This window comes from Thermoleophilum album, assembly GCF_900108055.1.
In the GTDB taxonomy this organism is placed as follows: Bacteria; Actinomycetota; Thermoleophilia; order Solirubrobacterales; family Thermoleophilaceae; genus Thermoleophilum; species Thermoleophilum album.
In genome coordinates this window covers 781861-799087 of the sequence record NZ_FNWJ01000001.1, presented here as the reverse complement: position 1 = coordinate 799087, position 17227 = coordinate 781861, and the positions used below count along the sequence as shown (strand labels likewise).

Genomic DNA, 17227 nt, shown 5'->3' with positions numbered 1-17227 from the left:
CCGCGGGTTTGCAGGCGCCATACGCCGCACGTAAGGTTGTTACGTGGGCGCCCCGCCGGAGGAGGGTTACTTCCCACGCGGCCGATCGCTGCTGAGACGCGTGCACGAAGAGCGCCTTGTCGGGCTTCACTACGGGCAGCGGGCGCTCTGCATCGGTGCCCTCGATCCCCGCAACTTCATCGGCACCGCGCTGCACACGCGCGGTCGCGACGCACCCTTCCAGCGGCTCGCGCACACGGCGATCGCGTTCGAGCGCGTGTTCTTTGCACCGCGGCGGGAGGCCGACGCGATCCTCGAGCGGGTACGCACGTTGCACCAGCGCGTGCGCGGTGAGTTGCCCAAGCCAGCCGGGCCGTACCCCGCCGGCACCCCCTACTCGGCGTTCGACCCAGAGCTGATGCTCTGGACCGTCGCCGTCACCTGCGACTCCGCCGCCTGCTTCTTCGAGCTCTTGGTGCGACCGCTCGAGGACGACGAGCGGGACGCTCTGTGGCGTGACTACCTGCTGTTCGGCGAGCTTTTCGGGATGCCGCGGAGCGTCGCGCCCACGAGCTGGCGCGAGTTTCGGGAGTGGTACGAGACGCGCCTCGCCAGCGATCGCATGTACCTCACCGAGGAGGCCCGTCACGCAGGCCTTTTGAGCGCTTTCGAGCTGCCGCTGCCGCGGGGACTTGCGCCCGCTAAGCGCCTGCATGACGCGTTGATCCTGGGCAGCCTGCCGCAGCGCGTTCGCGAGCTCTACGGACTTCCCTTTGGACGCCAGCACCGTGCGGCCTTCACGATCGCGGTCGCGCTGCTGCGGGGCACCCGTTCTTTGGCGCCGCGCGCGCTCACGCGAGGTCGGTGCGCTAGTGCCTACGAGCTCGTCGCGCGGACCGAGCGCGCCCGCATCGCGCGCGGCGAGCGAGTGGCGCGGCTGCTGCCGATCTCTTGAGCGGAGCCGGCGGTCGCCGGGCCGCTCAGGAGCCGAGCAGCTCGACGAGCCTCCGCTCGAGCGCCGCGGAGAGCGTGTCGTGAACCTCTCCCTCCGGGAACCGCTCGACCAGCTCCTGCAGGAACCCCTCGATCACGAGTCGCCGTGCGGCCGCTTCGGGAACTCCGTGGGCGCGCAGGTAGAAGAGCTGTTCGCGGTCGATCTGCGCGACCGCTGCGGCGTGGGTGCAGCGAACGTCGTTGGCCTCGATCTCCAGCCCGGGGATCGCGTCCGCGTGCGCATTTCGCGACAGCAGCAGGTTCCGCGACTCCTGGAAGGCATCGGTTCGCTGCGCACCAGGGTCGACCCTGATCATCCCGCGCCAAACAGCTGTCGCGCGGTCGCTGAGGATGCCCCGGAAGGCCAGGTCTGACGTGGTGTGCGGAGCCGCATGCTCTTGCGTGGTGTCGAAGTCGAGGTGTTGGCGCGCGCGGCCGGCGTAGGCACCCGTGACGCGCGCCCAAGCGTTTTCTCCGACCAGCTGCGTCTCGGTCCGGAACTTCCCGTTGGCACCGCCGAAGCCCAGCACCACCCAATCCAGTCGCCCATCGCGCGCGACCCTCGCGCGCTGGGTGGCGAACCCCCAGGAACGCTCCGAGAGACGCTGCCCGCAGACATAGGTGAGGCTCGCCCCCTCGCCGACGACAATCTCGACCACCGCGTTCAGCAACGCGTCGACCCCTTCACCGGCCTCGCCGAGTGGCCCCAGGTACTCCTCGAAAACCTCCGCCTGAGCTCCCCGCTCGAGGACGATCAAGGTGCGCCACGGAAGCTGCAGGTGCTCGCCGCAAAGGCCCGCACGGACCACCAGCGGCAGCGAAACGCGCACGCCCTCGGGCACGTAAACGACCGCCCCGTGCCGCCACGCGAGCTCGTTGCGGGCGACGAACGGATCGTCGACGGCGACGATCGAACCGAGGTTCCGTTCGACGACCGAAGGAATCCGCTCGATCGCTTCCTCGAGCGGCAGGAGCAGCGCTCCACCAGGGGCCTCGCCCCCGTGCGCCCGCCATTGTCCGTCGACGCAAGCAAGCTCGAGGCCCTCGGGCAAAGCGTCGAACAGGGGAATCGGCGAAGCCGCCGCAGCCGCGTCGACGGCCGGCAGCTCGTAGCGTTCGAAGTCGAGGCCGGAAAGGTCGGTGAACTCCCAGCCTGGGGTCTTGCTGTCCGGGAGGGGCAGTTGAGCGGCCGCCTCCGCCGCCCGGCGTCGGCGATCGGAGAGCCAGCTCGGTTCCGTGCCGCGCGCGGCGGCAGCGCTAGCCAATCGAACCCTCCATCTGGAGCTCGATGAGGCGGTTCATCTCGACCGCGTACTCCATCGGCAGCTCCTTGACGATCGGCTCGATGAAGCCGTTGACGATGACCTTCGAGGCTTCCTCTTCCGGGATGCCGTGAGCCATCAGGTAGAAGAGCTGCTCTTCGCCGACCTTCGACACCGTCGCCTCGTGGCCGACGTCGACCTCGTCCTCCTTGATGCGGATCGTCGGGTAGGTGTCCGAGCGCGAGTGCTCGTCGAGCAGCAAGGCGTCGCAAACGACCTTCGAGCGCGCACCGCGCGCACCCTTGGCGATCTCGAGCAGGCCGCGGTAGCTGGCACGGCCACCGTCCTTGGAGATTGACTTCGAGAAGATGTTCGAGGTCGTCTCGGGAGCGGCGTGGATGATCTTGCCGCCCGCGTCCTGGTGTTGACCGCGACCGGCGAAAGCGATCGACAGGATCTCGCCGTGCGCGCGCCGTCCGAGCAGGTACACGCTCGGGTACTTCATCGTCAGCTTCGACCCGAGGTTGCAGTCGACCCACTCGACCGTCGCTTCCTCGTAGGCGACGGCGCGCTTGGTGACAAGGTTGAAGACGTTCGTCGACCAGTTCTGCACGGTCGTGTAGCGAATCCGTGCACCGGGCTTAGCAATCAACTCGACCACCGCCGCGTGCAGCGAGTCGGTCGAGTAGATCGGCGCCGTGCAGCCCTCGACGTAGTGCACGTAAGAGCCTTCGTCGGCGATGATCAAAGTGCGCTCGAACTGCCCGACGGCTTGCGCATTGATGCGGAAGTAGGCCTGGAGCGGCATCTCGACCTTCACGCCGGGCGGTACGTAGATGAAAGAGCCCCCTGACCAGACCGCCGAGTTGAGCGCCGCCAACTTGTTGTCGTTGGGGGGAATGACCGTGGCGAAGTACTCCCGCACAAGGTCCTCGTGCTCGCGCAGGCCGGAGTCCATGTCGAGGAAGATCACGCCCTGCCGTTCGAGGTCCTCGCGGACCTGGTGGTAGACGACCTCCGACTCGTACTGCGCCCCCACCCCGGCCAGGAACTTGCGCTCAGCCTCGGGAATGCCCAGACGGTCGAAGGTCCGCTTGATCTCCTCGGGAACCTCGTCCCACGAGCGCGCTGGCTTCTCGGACGCGCGCACGAAGTAGTGGATGTCGTCGTAGTTGACCTGCTGCAAGAGCGGCGAGCCCCAGGTCGGCTGCGGTCGCTGGAGGAAGTGCTCGAGCGCCTTCAGCCGGAACTCGCGCATCCACTGCGGCTCCTGCTTGTACTCGGAGATCTGCTCGACGATCTCGCGCGAGAGGCCTTTCGGCGACTTGATGAGGTAACGCTCGGGATCGTGGAAGCCGAAGCGCTCCGCGTAGTCGGCGTTAATGCGTCGAAGCTCTTCTTGCTCTTTGAGCTGCTCGGTCGTCGCCATGGTTCAGGGGACCTCCAGCTTGATCACGCCGTTTTCGATCACGACCGGAAACGTCTCGACCGGCTCGTATGCCGGCAGCGTCAAGGGACGCCCACTCGAGAGCTCGAAGAGCGAGCCGTGCCGCGGACACTCGACGGTGCAGCGCTCGGGATCGAACGGGCCCTCGGCGAGCGGTCCGTCGTCGTGCGAGCAGCGGTCTTCGATCGCGTAGATCCGCTCGCCGCAGTTGAACACACCGATCTCGAGATCACCATGGCTGACGATCCGCCGTTCGCCGGGCGGCAACTCGGAGAGCCGACATACCTCTACTAGCTTGGTCATCTGCGAAAAGGCGCGATTGGTGCGGTGAGTTGCTAAGTCCGACCGCGAGAATCGGAATTGCGAGCGAAGTGTAGCGCGCTGCCGCGCCGGCCGGCCGCCGCGCCGCCCGAGACCGGGAGCAGAGCGCTCACAGCCCGTGGCGAGCGGAGGGCGGAACGGGTAGCGACTCGGGCGTGCCCTCCTCCCAGGCCGCTGCCTTGCCAAGGGCGGCGCTTTTGACCACCTTGAGCGACAGCAAAGCGCACTTCATGCGCGTCGCCGAGACCTCGATCCCGAGCAGGTCGAGCACGTCGTCGCGCCCGAGGCGCAGCAGCTCGTCGACCGACTTGCCGACCAGCTCCTCCGACAAGAGCGATGCTGCCGCCTGGCTGATTGCGCACCCCTGGCCGGAGAAGCGGACGTCGGTGACACGGTCGTCTTCACCGAGACGCATCTGCACCCGCAGCTCGTCCCCGCAGAGCGGGTTCGAATCCTCGAACTCAAGGTCGCAAGGTTCCAGCGTCCCCCAGTTGCGCGGATGCTTGTAGTGCTCGAGGATCTGCTCGCGATAGAGATCGTCCATCCCCGCGCGGCTAAGCGGCCGCCTCGACCTCTTCCCGGATCCAGCCGTAACCCTTCTGCTCGAGCTCGGCGACGAGTTCGGGGCCGCCCTCCTTGACGATCCTGCCCTGGTAGAGCACGTGCACGAAGTGCGGCTTCACCAGGTGGAGGATGCGCTGGTAGTGGGTGATGATGAGAACGCCCATCTCCGGCCCCGCGACGGAGTTCACGCCCTCCGCGACGATCCTCAGAGCGTCGATGTCAAGGCCCGAGTCGGTCTCGTCGAGGATCGCGATCTCGGGGCGCAAGAGGGCGAGCTGTAGAACCTCCATCCGCTTCTTCTCGCCCCCCGAGAAGCCGTCGTTGAGGTAGCGGTTGACGAAGTCGCGGGGGACCTGCATCAGGTCCATCGCCGCTTGCACCGTCTGCCGGAACTCCTTGAGCGAGATCGGCTCCTCCCCCCGCGCTTCGCGATGGGCGTTAAGGACGGTGCGCAGGTACTTGGAAACCGTCACGCCCGGCACCGCGACCGGGTACTGGAAGGCCATGAAGAGTCCCATGCGGGCCCGCTCATCGGGATCGGCGTCGGTGATGTCCTGTCCCTTGAAGAGGATCTGCCCCTCCGTGATCTCGAGGTCGGGCCGACCCATGATCACGTTGGCGAGCGTCGATTTACCGGAGCCGTTGGGCCCCATCAGGGCGTGAATTTCGCCCTTGTTTACGGCCAGGTCGACGCCTCGAAGAATCTCTTTGTCCTCGGCTCTGACGTGCAGGTTTCGAATTTCCAGATCTGCCATTGCTTCTCCGCTCTTGGTCTCGGCTAGAGAGTTGAGTAGGGCCTAGCCACGCTAGGCGACAACCGGCGCGCTGGCAGCTGTGTCGCTGCCGCGCCTCTTGCTCTTGCTCGCACGACCGCCGCGCTGCTGTTCGCTACGCGGCCCCTGCTCGGCGAAGGCAACCAGTTCGGCCAGCGTCGTCTGCTGGAGGGCGCGCGTGATGCCGCCCTGGACGCGCGTCCAGAGGAGCTTGGTGGCACAGGTCCGGCCGCGGTCCGCCTCGTGCGAGCAGGCGACCCGGTCGGGACGCACCGACACGAAGCAGTCCATCGGAGCGATCGCCCCCTCGAGCGCGGCGACGACTTCATCCATCGTGATCGAGGCCGCCGGTCGCGCGAGGGTGTATCCACCGTGCGCCCCCCGCACGCTGCGCACGAGCCCCGCGCGCTTGAGGCGGGCGACGACGTGCTCGAGGTACGAAAGCGGCAGCTGTTCGGCGTCTGCGATCGCCTTCAGCGAGACCGGATGACCGATCTGCGCCCGCCCGAGCTCGACCATCAGGCGAACCCCGTACTCCGCTCTCGCCGAAAAGATCACGGCGAAATCCTACCAGCGGAGTAGCAAATAAACGACGCCCGCTGCGGGAGTGGCCACGGCTGAACTCTTACCGAAAGTGAGTACCCTCGGCCCTCGTGTCTTCGGTGCCGGCACTCGAACTGCGGGGTCTCACAAAGCGTTACGACGACGGCACCGTCGCACTGCGCGACTTCGATCTAGTGATTCCCGACGGCGCCTTCTTCGGCCTGTTGGGACCCAACGGGGCCGGCAAGACGACGCTGATCAGCGCCGTCTGCAACCTGATACGCATCACCGCGGGGGAGGTACGCGTCTTCGGCGAGCCGGGCGACTCACTGCTGGCCCGATCGTGGGTCGGGCTTGCCGAGCAGGACATCAACCTCGACCGCTTCCTGACCGTGCGTGAGACGCTCGTCTACCACGGCGGCTACTTCGGGATGACGAAGAGAGAAGCGGAGGAGCGCGCCGCTGAGATGATCCGCGTGTTCGACCTCGAAGCAAAAGCCGACGTGCGGGCACCACGGCTGTCGGGCGGCCAGAAGCGGCGCCTGCAGCTGGCCAGAGCGCTGATGCATCGGCCGCGACTGGTGATCCTCGACGAACCGACGGCGGGGGTCGACTTCGAGCTGCGCCTCGAGCTTTGGCGCTACATCCGCAAGCTCCACGAGAACGGCACGACGATCCTCCTTACGACGCACTACTTGGAGGAGGCGGAGGAACTGTGCGACGAGATCGCCTTGATCCGCGGCGGACGCCTGCTGGCGCGCGACACTGCCGATGGGCTGCGTGAACGCTACGACGCGGACTCGCTGGCGGAGGTGTACGTGAAGGCGATGGGGATGGAGACGACCGCCGCGTGAGCGCCGGCTCGAGCTCCACACCGGTCCGCTCGCTAGGGCGGCGTCCACGCAACCTCGCCCGCGACCGCCAGGCGCCCGACGGGATGCGCGGGATGGCGTGGCTTGCGCGGCGCGAGATTTTGCGCTTCAGCAAGGTCTACACGCAGACGATTCTGGCCCCGGTCGTATCGTCGGCGCTGTTCATCCTCGTCTTTGGACTCTCGCTTTCGGGGCGCATTCGCGGCATCGACGGCATCCCCTACGACCAGTTCATCGTCCCCGGTTTGGTGGCGATGTCGATGGTGCAGGCGGCCTACTCGAACAACTCGGCGACGATCTTCCAGGCCCGCTTCGACCGCTACATCCACGACGTGCTGTCGGCGCCGATGCGCCCCTGGCAGATGACGATTGGGTTCCTCGTCGGTGGCGTGTGCCGGGCGCTGCTGATCGGCGCGCTTTTGGTCGCCGTTGCGGCGCCGCTCACCGGTGTCGGTGTCGCCCACCCGCTGGTCCTCGCAGCCGCCTGTGCGCTCGGGCTGTTGGCGTTCTCGGCGCTCGGCTTGATCGCGGGGATCTACGCGCAGAGCTGGGACCACACAGCGTTCATCCAGAACATCGTGATCGCACCGCTGGCGTTTGTGGGCGGGACCTTTTACTCGGTGTCCGTGCTGCCCTCGCCGTGGCAGGAGATCTCGCACGTCAACCCGCTGTTCTTTCTGATCAACGCCTTCCGCTACGGCTTCCTCGGTCACTCCGACGTCTCGGTCGCCTTGTCGCTCGCCATCTGCGCCGCGCTGGCGCTGCCCCTCTACGCCTGGGCACAGTGGCTGTTCGCCAGCGGCAAGAAGCTCAAGGCGTAGGGGCGCAGACAGGGTGGGCTTACGTGCAAGTCGCATCTCCTGCATGCTCCTAGTACGCAGCCTCTAGCACGCCCGCTCTGCTCGATCGGACGGCTTGACTGTGGCACGACGACAACCGCCGCAACCGCCCCCTAGCGCTCTGTCGGCAGCATCGCGCGACGAACGACTTGCCATCGTGCTCGGCGATGAGCGCTGGCCGGCGGCGCTGCGCGCGCTCGAGGAGCGGATCGTCGCCTGCCGACGGTGCCCTCGCCTGGTTACCTGGCGCCAAACGGTGGCGCTGGCCAAGCGCGCTGCTTACCGCGACTGGGAGTACTGGGCGAAGCCCGTCCCGGGCTTCGGCGACCCCGCCGCACGCCTCCTCCTGCTCGGACTCGCACCAGCCGCCCATGGCGGCAACCGCACCGGTCGGATCTTCACCGGTGACCGCTCCGGCGACTTTTTGTTCGCGGCGCTGCACCGGGCGGGTCTCGCCAACCAACCGACTTCGCTCGCTCCCGGCGACGGGCTCGAGCTGCGCGACTGCTTTGTGACCGCCGCCGTGCGCTGCGCCCCTCCGCACAACAAGCCGACGCCGGCCGAGCGCGACGCGTGCCTGGAGTGGCTGGTGGCGGAGCTCGGTCAGCTCGAGCGGGTGCGCGTGATCGTCGCGCTCGGAGCCTTCGCCTGGGACGCAGCGCTGCGCGCCGACGCGCGAGTGAGCGGTCGACCGGCGCGCCCGCGTCCGCGCTTCGCCCACGCCGCCGAGACGCAGCTGCCCTCCGGACGCGTGCTCCTCGGCTGCTACCACCCGAGCCAACAGAACGTTTTCACCGGACGCCTGACCGAGGCGATGATCGACGCCGTGCTGGCGCGGGCGCGCAGGCTCGCCAGCGACCGCGGCTGAACGCCGAAGCCCGCCGCTACGCTCGCCGATCGGTGGGCTCAGACCCGTTGGCAGCGTTCTCGGCGCCGGTTAGACAGTGGTTCAGGCGCGCCTTCGAGCGGCCGACGCGCGCCCAGGAACTCGCCTGGCCGGCGATCGCCGCCGGCGAGCACGTGCTCGTCTCCGCGCCGACCGGCTCGGGCAAGACGCTCGCCGCCTTCCTCGGAGGAATCGATCGCCTCGTGCGCGAGCCGCTACCTGAGAAGAGCGGCGTGCGGATCGTCTACGTGTCCCCGCTCAAGGCACTGTCCTACGACGTAGAGCGCAACCTGCGCACACCGCTGCGCGGCATCGCCGCCCAGCCCGGTGGGGAAACAGCGAGCGCGATCCGCGTTGGTCTGCGCACCGGTGACACGCCCCAGCGTGAGCGTCGGGCGATGCTCCGTCGCGCCCCCCACATCCTCATCACCACGCCCGAATCGCTCTACCTCATGCTCACCTCGCAGGCACGCGAGCTGTTCGCGGGCTGCGAGTGCGTGATCGTCGACGAGGTCCACGCGCTCGCGCCAAGCAAACGTGGAGCGCATCTCGCGATCACGCTCGAACGACTGGAGGCTGCAGCGGGTCGCGAGCTCCAGCGCATCGGGCTCTCCGCCACCGCCTCCCCGCTCGATGAAGTCGGTCGTTTCCTGGTCGGCAGCGAGCGCCGCTGCCGCGTGATCGATGCCGGGGAAAAGCCGCGTCTCGACCTCGAAATCTGCGTGCCCGTCGAGGACATGACGGAACCCGACAGCGGCGGCGAGCTCGCGCCCACCGCCGACGGAGCGGGTACCCAGCGGTCGATCTGGCCTGCGATCTACCCCGCGCTGCTCGAGCTCATTAGCGAGCACCGCTCGACGATCGTCTTCGTCAACAACCGCCGTGGCGCCGAGCGTCTGGCGATGCGACTGAACGAGCTCGCGTCGGAACGCGCGGGCCGGGCGGTCGTGATCGCGCGCGCCCACCACGGGTCGCTGTCGCGCGAAGAGCGCAAGGCGGTCGAGGAGCTGCTCAAGGCGGGCGAGATTCCCTGCATCGTCGCTACCTCGTCGCTCGAACTGGGTATCGACATGGGCGCGGTCGACCTGGTTGTCCAGGTCGAATCGCCGAAGGCAGTGGCCACGGGCCTGCAACGCATCGGCCGCGCCGGCCACGGCGTCGGCGAAGTCTCCAAGGGACGCATCTTCCCGAAGTTCCGCGGCGACCTTCTGGAGGCCACGGTCGTCGCAGAGCGGATGCGAGCGGGAGCGATCGAGCCGATCTCGGTGCCACGCAACCCACTCGACGTGCTCTGTCAGCAGATCGTCGCGATGGTTGCAAGCGCCGAAGAGCTGGCGGTCCGCGAGCTGCACGCGCTCGTGCGACGGGCCTGGCCGTTCGCCGAACTCTCGCGTGAGCTGCTCGACGAGGTGCTCGACATGCTCGACGGTCGCTACCCATCGGAGCAGTTCGCCGAGCTGCGGCCCCGGATCGTCTGGGACCGCGTCGCCGACACGGTGAGCGCGCGTCGCGGGGCTCTCCAACTGGCGACCGTCAACGCCGGCACGATCCCCGATCGCGGCTTGTACGGCGTGCACCTGCCCGATGGACGGCGGGTCGGTGAGCTCGACGAGGAGATGGTCTACGAGGCGCGCCCCGGCCAGACCTTCCTGCTCGGCGCGACGACCTGGAGGATCGAGGAAATAACGCACGACCGGGTGATCGTCACGCCCGCGCCAGGCCTCCCTGGGATGGTGCCCTTCTGGCGCGGCGAAGGGGCCGGACGACCGAGCGAGCTCGGCCGCGCGATCGGCGAGTTCGTGCGCAGCGCAGTCGACGCCGACCCGCGCGAACTTGCCCGCCGCTACGGCCTCGACGAGCGCGCCGCGCGCAACCTCGTCGCCTACCTGCGTGAGCAGCGAGCCGCGACACGCACCCTCCCCTCCGACCGCGCGGTCGTCGTCGAGCGCTTCCGAGACGAGATCGGTGACTGGCGCCTCTGCGTGCTCTCGCCCTGGGGTGGCCGCGTGCACGCCGCCTGGGCGCTCGCGATCTCGGCGCGGATACGCGAAGAGCTTGGCATCGAGTGCGATGCGATCTGGTCCGACGACGGGGTCGTGCTGCATCTCCCCGACGCCGAGGAGCCGCCGCGCGGGGAGCTAGCGCTTGTCGACCCGGACTCGCTCGAGGAGTTGATCGTCTCGGAGCTGCGCGGCTCGGCCCTCTTCGGTGCTCGCTTCCGCGAGAACGCAGCGCGAGCGCTGCTACTTCCGCGCTCCCGACCGGGCAAGCGCACACCGCTCTGGCAGCAGCGCCTCAAGGCGCAATCGTTGCTGGAGGTCGCCGGACGCTACCCGCGTTTCCCGATCGTCCTCGAGACCTACCGCGAGTGCCTGCGGGACGTGCTCGACTTGCCTGGTCTCGAGAGCCTGCTGCGACGCATCGAAAGCGGCGAGGTCGCCTTCGTCGAGGTCGCGACCGAGCACGCGTCGCCGTTCGCGTCTTCGCTGCTCTTCGACTACGTCGCGACGTACATGTACGAGGGCGACACTCCCAACGCCGAGCGGCGTGCCGCTGCGCTCGCCCTCGACCGCGAGCTGTTGCGCGAACTGCTCGGACAAGACGAGCTGCGCGAACTGCTCGACGCCGACGCGATCGCCGAAGTCGAAGCCGAGCTCCAGCGCACCGCCGAGCGGCGCCGGGCGGCGAACGCCGAGGAACTTTTGGACGTGCTGCGCGCCGTCGGCGACCTCTCGGAAAGCGAACTAGCGATGCGCTGCGTGGGGTTGGTCTCGCCACGCGCCCTGACAGGCGAACTCGAGCGCAAGCGCCGAGCAGTGCGCGTACGCATCGCCGGCGAAGAACGTTTGATCGCCGCCGACGACGCCGGCCTTTACCGCGACGCCCTCGGCTGCGCGCCGCCACCCGGCCTACCCGAACGGTTCCTCGCCGACGAGCCGGAGGCGCGCCTGCGTCTAGTGCGCCGCTTCGCGCGCACACACGGGCCGTTCACGACCGCTGAGGTTGAGCAACGCTATGGGCTGCCACTGCTCGCCGAGCTGCGCGAACTCGAGCGTCGCGGCGAACTGGTGCGCGGCGAGCTACGCCCCGGTGGCCACGAGCGTGAGTGGTGCTGCCCGGAGGTGCTGCGCCGCCTGCGTCGCGCCTCGCTGGCGCGCCTGCGGCACGAGCTCGAGCCGGTCGAACAGGCCACTTACGGACGTTTCCTCAGTCGTTGGCAGGGCGTCACCGGAGCCCCGACCGGCGGCAGCGAAAGCTTGCGCGATGCACTGGTCGCCCTCCAGAGCCTGGCGCTGCCAGCCGAGACGTGGGAAGGGGAGGTTCTGCCCGCGCGACTCGGTGGGTACTCGCCGATCTGGCTCGACGAGCTGTTGGCCAGCGGCGAAGTCGTGTGGATCGGGGCGGGCGCCCGCGGGCGCAGCGGCCGAGTCGCCTTCTACTTCCGCGAGGACGCACGATTGCTCGGTGCCCCGAGCGACCCCACGCAGCGACCCACAGGGCCCCTCCACGAAGCGCTGCGATCGGTGCTCGCCGGTGGTGCCCGCTTCTGGTACGAGTTGGCCGAAGAGCTTTCCGATCACCCAGCCGAGGAGCTGGCCAGCGCCCTCTGGGATCTCGTCTGGGCGGGTGAGGTCACGAACGACTCGTTCGCGCCGCTGCGGGCGCGCCCGCGTGGCCGCAGCGAACATCTCCGGCAGCGACGGCAGGGCACTCGGTTCGCGCGCCGGCGCCGCGGCCCCGCCCCCCATCTGGTGGGGCGCTGGTCGCTCAGCGAGCGCCTGTTCCGCGATCCCCCCGCCTACGGCGCGCGGATGCGGGCGCGCGCCGAGCTCCTGCTAGAGCGCTACGGCGTCGTGACTCGCGAAACCGCGCGCGCGGAGGCGATCCCCGGCGGGTTCGCTGCGCTCTACCCCGAGCTCCAGAAGCTCGAACTGCTCGGGATCGTGCGCCGGGGTTACTTCGTCGAAGGGCTCGGCGGCCTGCAGTTTGCGCTGCCAGCTGCGGTCGAACGCCTGCGCGCGGCACGCGACGAACCGGAGGAGGCACCCGTCGTGCTCTCGGCGGTCGATCCCGCGCAGCCCTACGGGCTCGTGCTGCCGTGGCCGAAGCGCCAACAACGGCACCGCCCGCAACGTACGTCAGGGGCTCAGGTAGTGCTCGACAGGGGGCACGCTTGCCTGTACGTGGAGCGCGGCGGCAAGGCACTCTTGACGCTCGCCGAGCGTCCTTTCGAACGCGACGGATCGCCGAGCGCCTGGCTGGTGCGCTCGCTGCGCGCGCTTGCGGAAGCGGCAGCGCGCGGCAACTGCCCGCGCCTGGCGCTAGAACGGATCGACGGCGAGCCGGTCAGCGACTCGCCGCTTGAGCCGCTGCTGCTCGAACTCGGGTTCCGACGGGGACCGCGCCGTCTCGTGCTCGGTCGCTCGCGCTAGTCGCGCCCGCGAGGTGTCCAGCGGAACGAGCGAGCAGCGAGCACCACGCCGAAAGCCCCCCAGCCGACAACGACGGCGAGGTCACCGAGCGCTAAGGGAACTCCCGTGGCACCCGGCTCGAACGCGCGCAGAAAGACCTCCAGAAGGTGCTTGAGCGGAAATATCTCGGCGACCGTGACGAGCCACGCCGGTGCTCGGTCGACGTCAAAGAACAGCCCCGACACGAAGTACAGCGGTAGCGCCATCGCGTTGGCCACCGCCGGCGCCGACTGCTCGTTCGGTATTGCCGCCGCCAACGCCAGCCCGAGGGCGCTGAACGAGGCGGCGCCGACGACCGTACCGATGGCAACCGCGGTAAGCGGCGTGCCGGGCACGGCGACACCGAACAGCAGTCCGCCCACGGCGATTACGACGGCGACCATCAGGAGCGCGAGCAGGCATGAAGCGGCGACCTCGCCGAGCACGTAGGCGAGCGGTGGCAGCGGCGTGCCGCGCAGACGCTTGAGCACGCCCCGCTCGCGCCGCACGACGGTTTGGATGGCGAGGTTCATGAAGGTCGTGCTGACGATCCCGAGCACCGCAACGCCGGGGACGTAGTAGGTGGCGACGCTGATGCCGCGCCCCGGAAGCCGCTGGTTGCCGAAGATCGCCGACAGCAACACGAGGAACAAGACCGGCAGTAGCACCGAGAAGAAGACAGCTGCGGGATTGCGCAGGAACGCGCGCAGCGAGAACCGTGCCTGCCAGGGAACGAGTACCGCCAACGAGGGCAAGCGCTCCACTCGTGCGCTCACGAGGCGTGCTCCTCCGCTCGTGCTGGCGACCGTTGGTCGCCCGCGGTCGCCGCACCGGTGAGCGTGAGATAGATCTCCTCGAGCGTCGGGCGCCGCACCTCGAGGTCCGCAAGCTCGACGCCGGCTGCCAACGCCCAGTCGACCAGACACTTCAGCGGTTCACGGGGATCTTCCGCCGCAAGCGACCAGCGCCCATCTGCGTCGGGGTGACCGACCGGGGGCGTCTCCCCCGGGCGGTCGATGGTGAACGAGATTCGGTAGCGGCCCATCAGCGTCGCCAGCTCGCTGGGTTTCCCCTCGCCAACGATTCGTCCGCCCACGATCACCGCCACCCGGTCGGCGAGAGCCTCGGCCTCCTCCAGGTTGTGAGTGGTTAGGAAGATCGTGGTGCCGGCGTCCCGCAGTTGCCTGATCAAGTCCCACGCGGCCCGACGGGCGGCGACATCGAAACCGGTCGTCGGTTCGTCGAGGAACAAAAGCTCGGGGCGACCAACCAGCGTCACGGCGACGTCGAGTCGACGCCGCTGACCACCGGATAGCACTCCCACCCGCCGTTTCGCGAGGTCGCTCAAGCCGCACATCGCGAGGAGCTCGCCGAGCGGTCGCGGCGACGGGTAATAGCGGGCGAACATCGAGAGTGTTTCGCCCACGGTCAGATACTCGTCGAGCGCGGTCTCCTGGCAGACGATGCCGATCCGCGCGCGCCAGGCACGGTCGGCTCGTGCTGGATCGACCCCGAGCACGCTCACCTTCCCGGCGTCGCGGTGGCGGTAGCCGGCGAGGATCTCGACGGTGGTCGTCTTGCCTGCGCCGTTCGGCCCGAGGAAAGCGAAGACCTCGCCCCGCACAACCGCCAGATCGACGCCGCGCACCGCCTTCACATCGCCGTAAGAGCGCTCGAGGCCTCTGACCAGCACTGCGAGCCCAGCCGTCGACGGCGAGGTCTGCGTGCCCCCGACGGAGACGGTCGGTGAGCCGGTTGTATCCATGGTCCGCAACTTAGCCGGCCCGCCCGTGCCGCTCACCGCCGCGCGCCGCGGCGCCGGAAAACGCCCCGGCGAGACAAAGGAAGGCGCCCCCTAGCATCAGGATCGTGCCCGAGGGCGACACGATCCATCTCGCCGCCCAGCGGCTGCGGCGCGCACTTTGCGGCGAGCGGATCGTGCAAGCCTCGGCGCCCGCCGCGCGACTTCCCTCGCTCTTGCGCATCGGGTCACTGGTGGGCCGGCGGTGCCTTGACGTCAAAGCCCGCGGCAAGCACTTGCTGATCGAGTTCGAAGGTGATGTGCTGCTGCACTCCCACCTGCGGATGAGCGGTAGATGGGTGGTTCGGCCGCGCACGCCGCCGCCCGACGTGACCGAATCCGATCGAGCGGATCCGGCCGCAGGGGCGAAAACCACAACTGCCGCCCGTCGGCACGCGACCAGACGGGGGCAGCCCTGGCTTCACTTGGTAACCGAGCGCCACGAAGTTTTCCAGTACGGCGGGCCGCTCTTAGAACTTCGCACGCGCGCCGCGACCCGCCTCGAACCGCTCTTGGCAGGTCTCGGGCCGGACCTCCTGGCAGCGGACTTCGATGCGCAAGCGGCAGCGATCCGGCTACGCGCACTCGACGCTCGCTTGACGATCGCCGACGCACTGCTCGAGCAGCGTGCCGTGTCGGGGATCGGCAACATCTGGCGCTCGGAAGCGTGCTTCGCTGCGGGCATCGATCCCTTCCGCCGCCTCGCAGATACCGAGCCGGAGGACCTCCAGCGCCTGCTTTTGACTGCCCGCGAGCTGATGCTGCGGGCAGTCGCCAACGGCAGCACACGGCCCCGACCCGCCAACGTCTACGGGCGTGCGCACCAGCCGTGCCGGCGCTGTGGCACCCCGATCCGTGCCCGCCGTACCGGCGAACAGGCGCGCACTCTCTACTGGTGCCCGTACTGTCAAGGGGAGACACGCGACAAGGGAGAGGGAGCGGACACGTGAAGCGTGTTGGGCATAAGGGCGCAGCCGCCCACGTCGCACCGGGCAACACGCTCGCGAGTTTCGACGTGGCGCTCAGGCTCGGGGTCGACATGATCGAGTTCGACGTCTTGCGCGACGCTCACGGCCGGCTCGTTCTCGCGCACGACGAGCACGACCTCCTCCACCGCGAGCCGGTGACGCTCGAGGACGCGCTCGACCACTTGGCCGGGGTGTCGTACGACAGCGTCGAGTTGGACGTCGACCTCAAGCTTCCCGGCTACGAGCGCGAGGTTGTGGCGGCGCTGGCCGCTCGCGGATTGCTGGAGCGGACCCTCGTGTCGAGCACGTGGCCGCAAAGCCTCGAGCTGATCGGCAAGATCGCGCCCGGGCTGCGCAGAGGGCTCTCGGTCCCGCGCGTGCGCCGTGACTACACGCGCACGGCGCTCGCGCTGCCAGCCTACGCCGTGCTCGTCTGGTGGCGACGACGCCTACCGGCGCGCGCCGCCCGGGCGATTCGCTCGGGCCTCTGCGAGGCACTGATGGCGCACCGCCTGCTGGTCGGACCGCGCCTGCTCGAAGCTGTGCACGAAGCCGGCGGCGAGCTGTACGTCTGGACGGTGGACGACGCGCGGGAGATCGAGCGGCTGGAGCGGCTCGGTGTCGACGGCGTGATCACCAACGACCCCTCCTTGTTCTCCTCGCTCGCTGGCCGGCGAGCGATCACAGCCGAGGAGGCGGCGTGACGACCACCAAGGATCGCGCTGCGTCGGCGATCATTGGCGACGCGCCGACCGCGATGCCCGCCAGCCGCGGGCGCGGTTCCGGCGTGTCCGCCTCGGGAGGAGTTCCGGTGCCACGCCAAACGCTCGTGATCGGACGCGAGGAGGCCGCCGACCTCCTCGCGCGAACCGATGTCTTCTCGGCGCTCGACCGCCCGCAGCTTTTGGAGCTCGCCACAGTCGCCGTCCCACGCAGCTGGCAACGGGGCGAGGTGATCTTCCGCGAAGGTGACGAGGGCGACACTTGTTACGTCGTCCGTAGCGGCGCCGTGCTGCTCACCCGTCAGCACCGGGACGGGCGAACGCTGGCGATCGCCGAACTGCGCGCCGGGCAGATGTTCGGCGAGCTCGCGCTCTTCCGGGGGGAGCGCCGATCCGCCACCGCCGAGGCACTCGAGGCGACCACCGCGCTGGCGCTTCTGGCCGGCGACGTCGAACGCTTGATTCGAGCCGACCCCTCGATCGCGCTACGCATGCTGGCGGCCATGGCCGAGCGGGTGAGTCGCACCACCGACCGGCTCGTGCAACAGTCGTTCCAGACGGTCCCTGGTCGGGTGGCGGCGACACTCCTCGCACAAGTCGCAGCCCGCCAGCGCGAGGGTGCGCCCCCGCGTGACGTTGAGATTCAGGTGACCCAGGCGGAGATCGCGACGCTCGCCGGCACCACGCGCGAGAGCGCCAGTCGGTTCCTCCAGGAACTCGCACGTGACGGAGTGGTCACACTGAGGCGCGGGCGCGTGATCGTCCACGAGCCCGAACGCCTGCGCAACTACATCCATTGAGGGGCC

16 protein-coding genes are annotated in these 17227 nt (G+C 68.8%); 8 read left to right on the top strand and 8 right to left on the bottom strand.

Going from position 1 to position 17227, the window contains the following annotated elements:
- Positions 1–43: 43 nt before the first annotated feature.
- Positions 44–934 carry an oxygenase MpaB family protein gene (locus BLW41_RS03930; protein ID WP_093116391.1) on the top strand — a complete coding sequence of 297 codons (891 nt, stop codon included), beginning with the start codon at positions 44–46 and terminating at the stop codon, positions 932–934.
- A 25-nt stretch (positions 935–959) separates the two neighbouring features.
- Here BLW41_RS03930 and sufD read toward each other — a convergent pair whose 3' ends face one another.
- The 6 genes from sufD to BLW41_RS03900 all read right to left on the bottom strand — a co-directional run bounded on the left by sufD (position 960) and on the right by BLW41_RS03900 (position 5897).
- Complete coding sequence (gene sufD, locus BLW41_RS03925) at positions 960–2237, bottom strand: Fe-S cluster assembly protein SufD (RefSeq protein WP_093116389.1); 1278 nt, start codon at positions 2235–2237, stop codon at positions 960–962.
- On the bottom strand, positions 2230–3663 hold the full coding sequence (gene sufB, locus BLW41_RS03920) for a Fe-S cluster assembly protein SufB (RefSeq protein WP_093116387.1): 1434 nt from the start codon (positions 3661–3663) through the stop codon (positions 2230–2232). The genes sufD and sufB overlap by 8 nt, the downstream gene beginning before the upstream one ends.
- Positions 3664–3666: 3 nt before the next feature.
- Complete coding sequence (locus tag BLW41_RS03915; RefSeq protein WP_093116385.1) at positions 3667–3984, bottom strand: Rieske (2Fe-2S) protein; 318 nt, start codon at positions 3982–3984, stop codon at positions 3667–3669.
- A 127-nt stretch (positions 3985–4111) separates the two neighbouring features.
- Positions 4112–4546 (bottom strand): Fe-S cluster assembly sulfur transfer protein SufU, encoded by a 435-nt coding sequence (gene sufU / locus BLW41_RS03910; protein WP_093116383.1) that lies wholly within the window; start codon positions 4544–4546, stop codon positions 4112–4114.
- Between the two features lie 10 nt (positions 4547–4556).
- Complete coding sequence (gene sufC, locus BLW41_RS03905; RefSeq protein WP_093116381.1) at positions 4557–5321, bottom strand: Fe-S cluster assembly ATPase SufC; 765 nt, start codon at positions 5319–5321, stop codon at positions 4557–4559.
- Between the two features lie 51 nt (positions 5322–5372).
- On the bottom strand, positions 5373–5897 hold the full coding sequence (locus BLW41_RS03900) for an RrF2 family transcriptional regulator (RefSeq protein WP_093116379.1): 525 nt from the start codon (positions 5895–5897) through the stop codon (positions 5373–5375).
- A 95-nt stretch (positions 5898–5992) separates the two neighbouring features.
- On the opposite strand from BLW41_RS03900, the gene BLW41_RS03895 reads away from it, so the two are divergent.
- The 4 genes from BLW41_RS03895 to BLW41_RS03880 all read left to right on the top strand — a co-directional run bounded on the left by BLW41_RS03895 (position 5993) and on the right by BLW41_RS03880 (position 12912).
- Positions 5993–6736: an ABC transporter ATP-binding protein gene (locus tag BLW41_RS03895; RefSeq protein ID WP_218138236.1), complete on the top strand. Its 744-nt coding sequence runs from the start codon at positions 5993–5995 to the stop codon at positions 6734–6736.
- Positions 6733–7575, top strand: coding sequence for an ABC transporter permease (locus BLW41_RS03890; RefSeq protein ID WP_218138235.1), 843 nt, complete (start codon positions 6733–6735; stop codon positions 7573–7575). The genes BLW41_RS03895 and BLW41_RS03890 overlap by 4 nt, the downstream gene beginning before the upstream one ends.
- 175 nt (positions 7576–7750) lie before the next feature.
- The gene (locus BLW41_RS03885) at positions 7751–8461 is read left to right on the top strand and encodes a uracil-DNA glycosylase (protein WP_245689021.1); all 711 of its coding nucleotides are present in this window, start codon (positions 7751–7753) and stop codon (positions 8459–8461) included.
- A 32-nt stretch (positions 8462–8493) separates the two neighbouring features.
- Positions 8494–12912 carry an Lhr family helicase gene (locus BLW41_RS03880; RefSeq protein ID WP_093116376.1) on the top strand — a complete coding sequence of 1473 codons (4419 nt, stop codon included), beginning with the start codon at positions 8494–8496 and terminating at the stop codon, positions 12910–12912.
- Here BLW41_RS03880 and BLW41_RS03875 read toward each other — a convergent pair.
- Together BLW41_RS03875 and BLW41_RS03870 are read right to left on the bottom strand one after the other, a co-directional pair.
- Positions 12909–13706, bottom strand: coding sequence for an ABC transporter permease (locus BLW41_RS03875; protein ID WP_177169313.1), 798 nt, complete (start codon positions 13704–13706; stop codon positions 12909–12911). The two genes, BLW41_RS03880 and BLW41_RS03875, sit on opposite strands and share 4 nt — an antisense overlap.
- On the bottom strand, positions 13703–14695 hold the full coding sequence (locus tag BLW41_RS03870; RefSeq protein WP_093116372.1) for an ABC transporter ATP-binding protein: 993 nt from the start codon (positions 14693–14695) through the stop codon (positions 13703–13705). The genes BLW41_RS03875 and BLW41_RS03870 overlap by 4 nt, the downstream gene beginning before the upstream one ends.
- A 104-nt stretch (positions 14696–14799) precedes the next feature.
- Here BLW41_RS03870 and BLW41_RS03865 point away from each other — a divergent pair, with 104 nt between their 5' ends.
- Genes BLW41_RS03865 through BLW41_RS03855 form a run of 3 tightly spaced genes read left to right on the top strand, consistent with a single transcriptional unit; the run spans position 14800 to position 17221 of the window.
- Positions 14800–15681 (top strand): DNA-formamidopyrimidine glycosylase family protein, encoded by an 882-nt coding sequence (locus BLW41_RS03865; RefSeq protein WP_093116370.1) that lies wholly within the window; start codon positions 14800–14802, stop codon positions 15679–15681.
- A complete protein-coding gene (locus BLW41_RS10700; protein WP_177169312.1) occupies positions 15678–16403 on the top strand; it encodes a glycerophosphodiester phosphodiesterase in 726 nt (241 codons plus the stop codon). The genes BLW41_RS03865 and BLW41_RS10700 overlap by 4 nt, the downstream gene beginning before the upstream one ends.
- Positions 16400–17221: a Crp/Fnr family transcriptional regulator gene (locus tag BLW41_RS03855; RefSeq protein ID WP_093116368.1), complete on the top strand. Its 822-nt coding sequence runs from the start codon at positions 16400–16402 to the stop codon at positions 17219–17221. Before BLW41_RS10700 ends, BLW41_RS03855 begins: the two co-directional genes overlap by 4 nt.
- Positions 17222–17227: the final 6 nt, after the last annotated feature.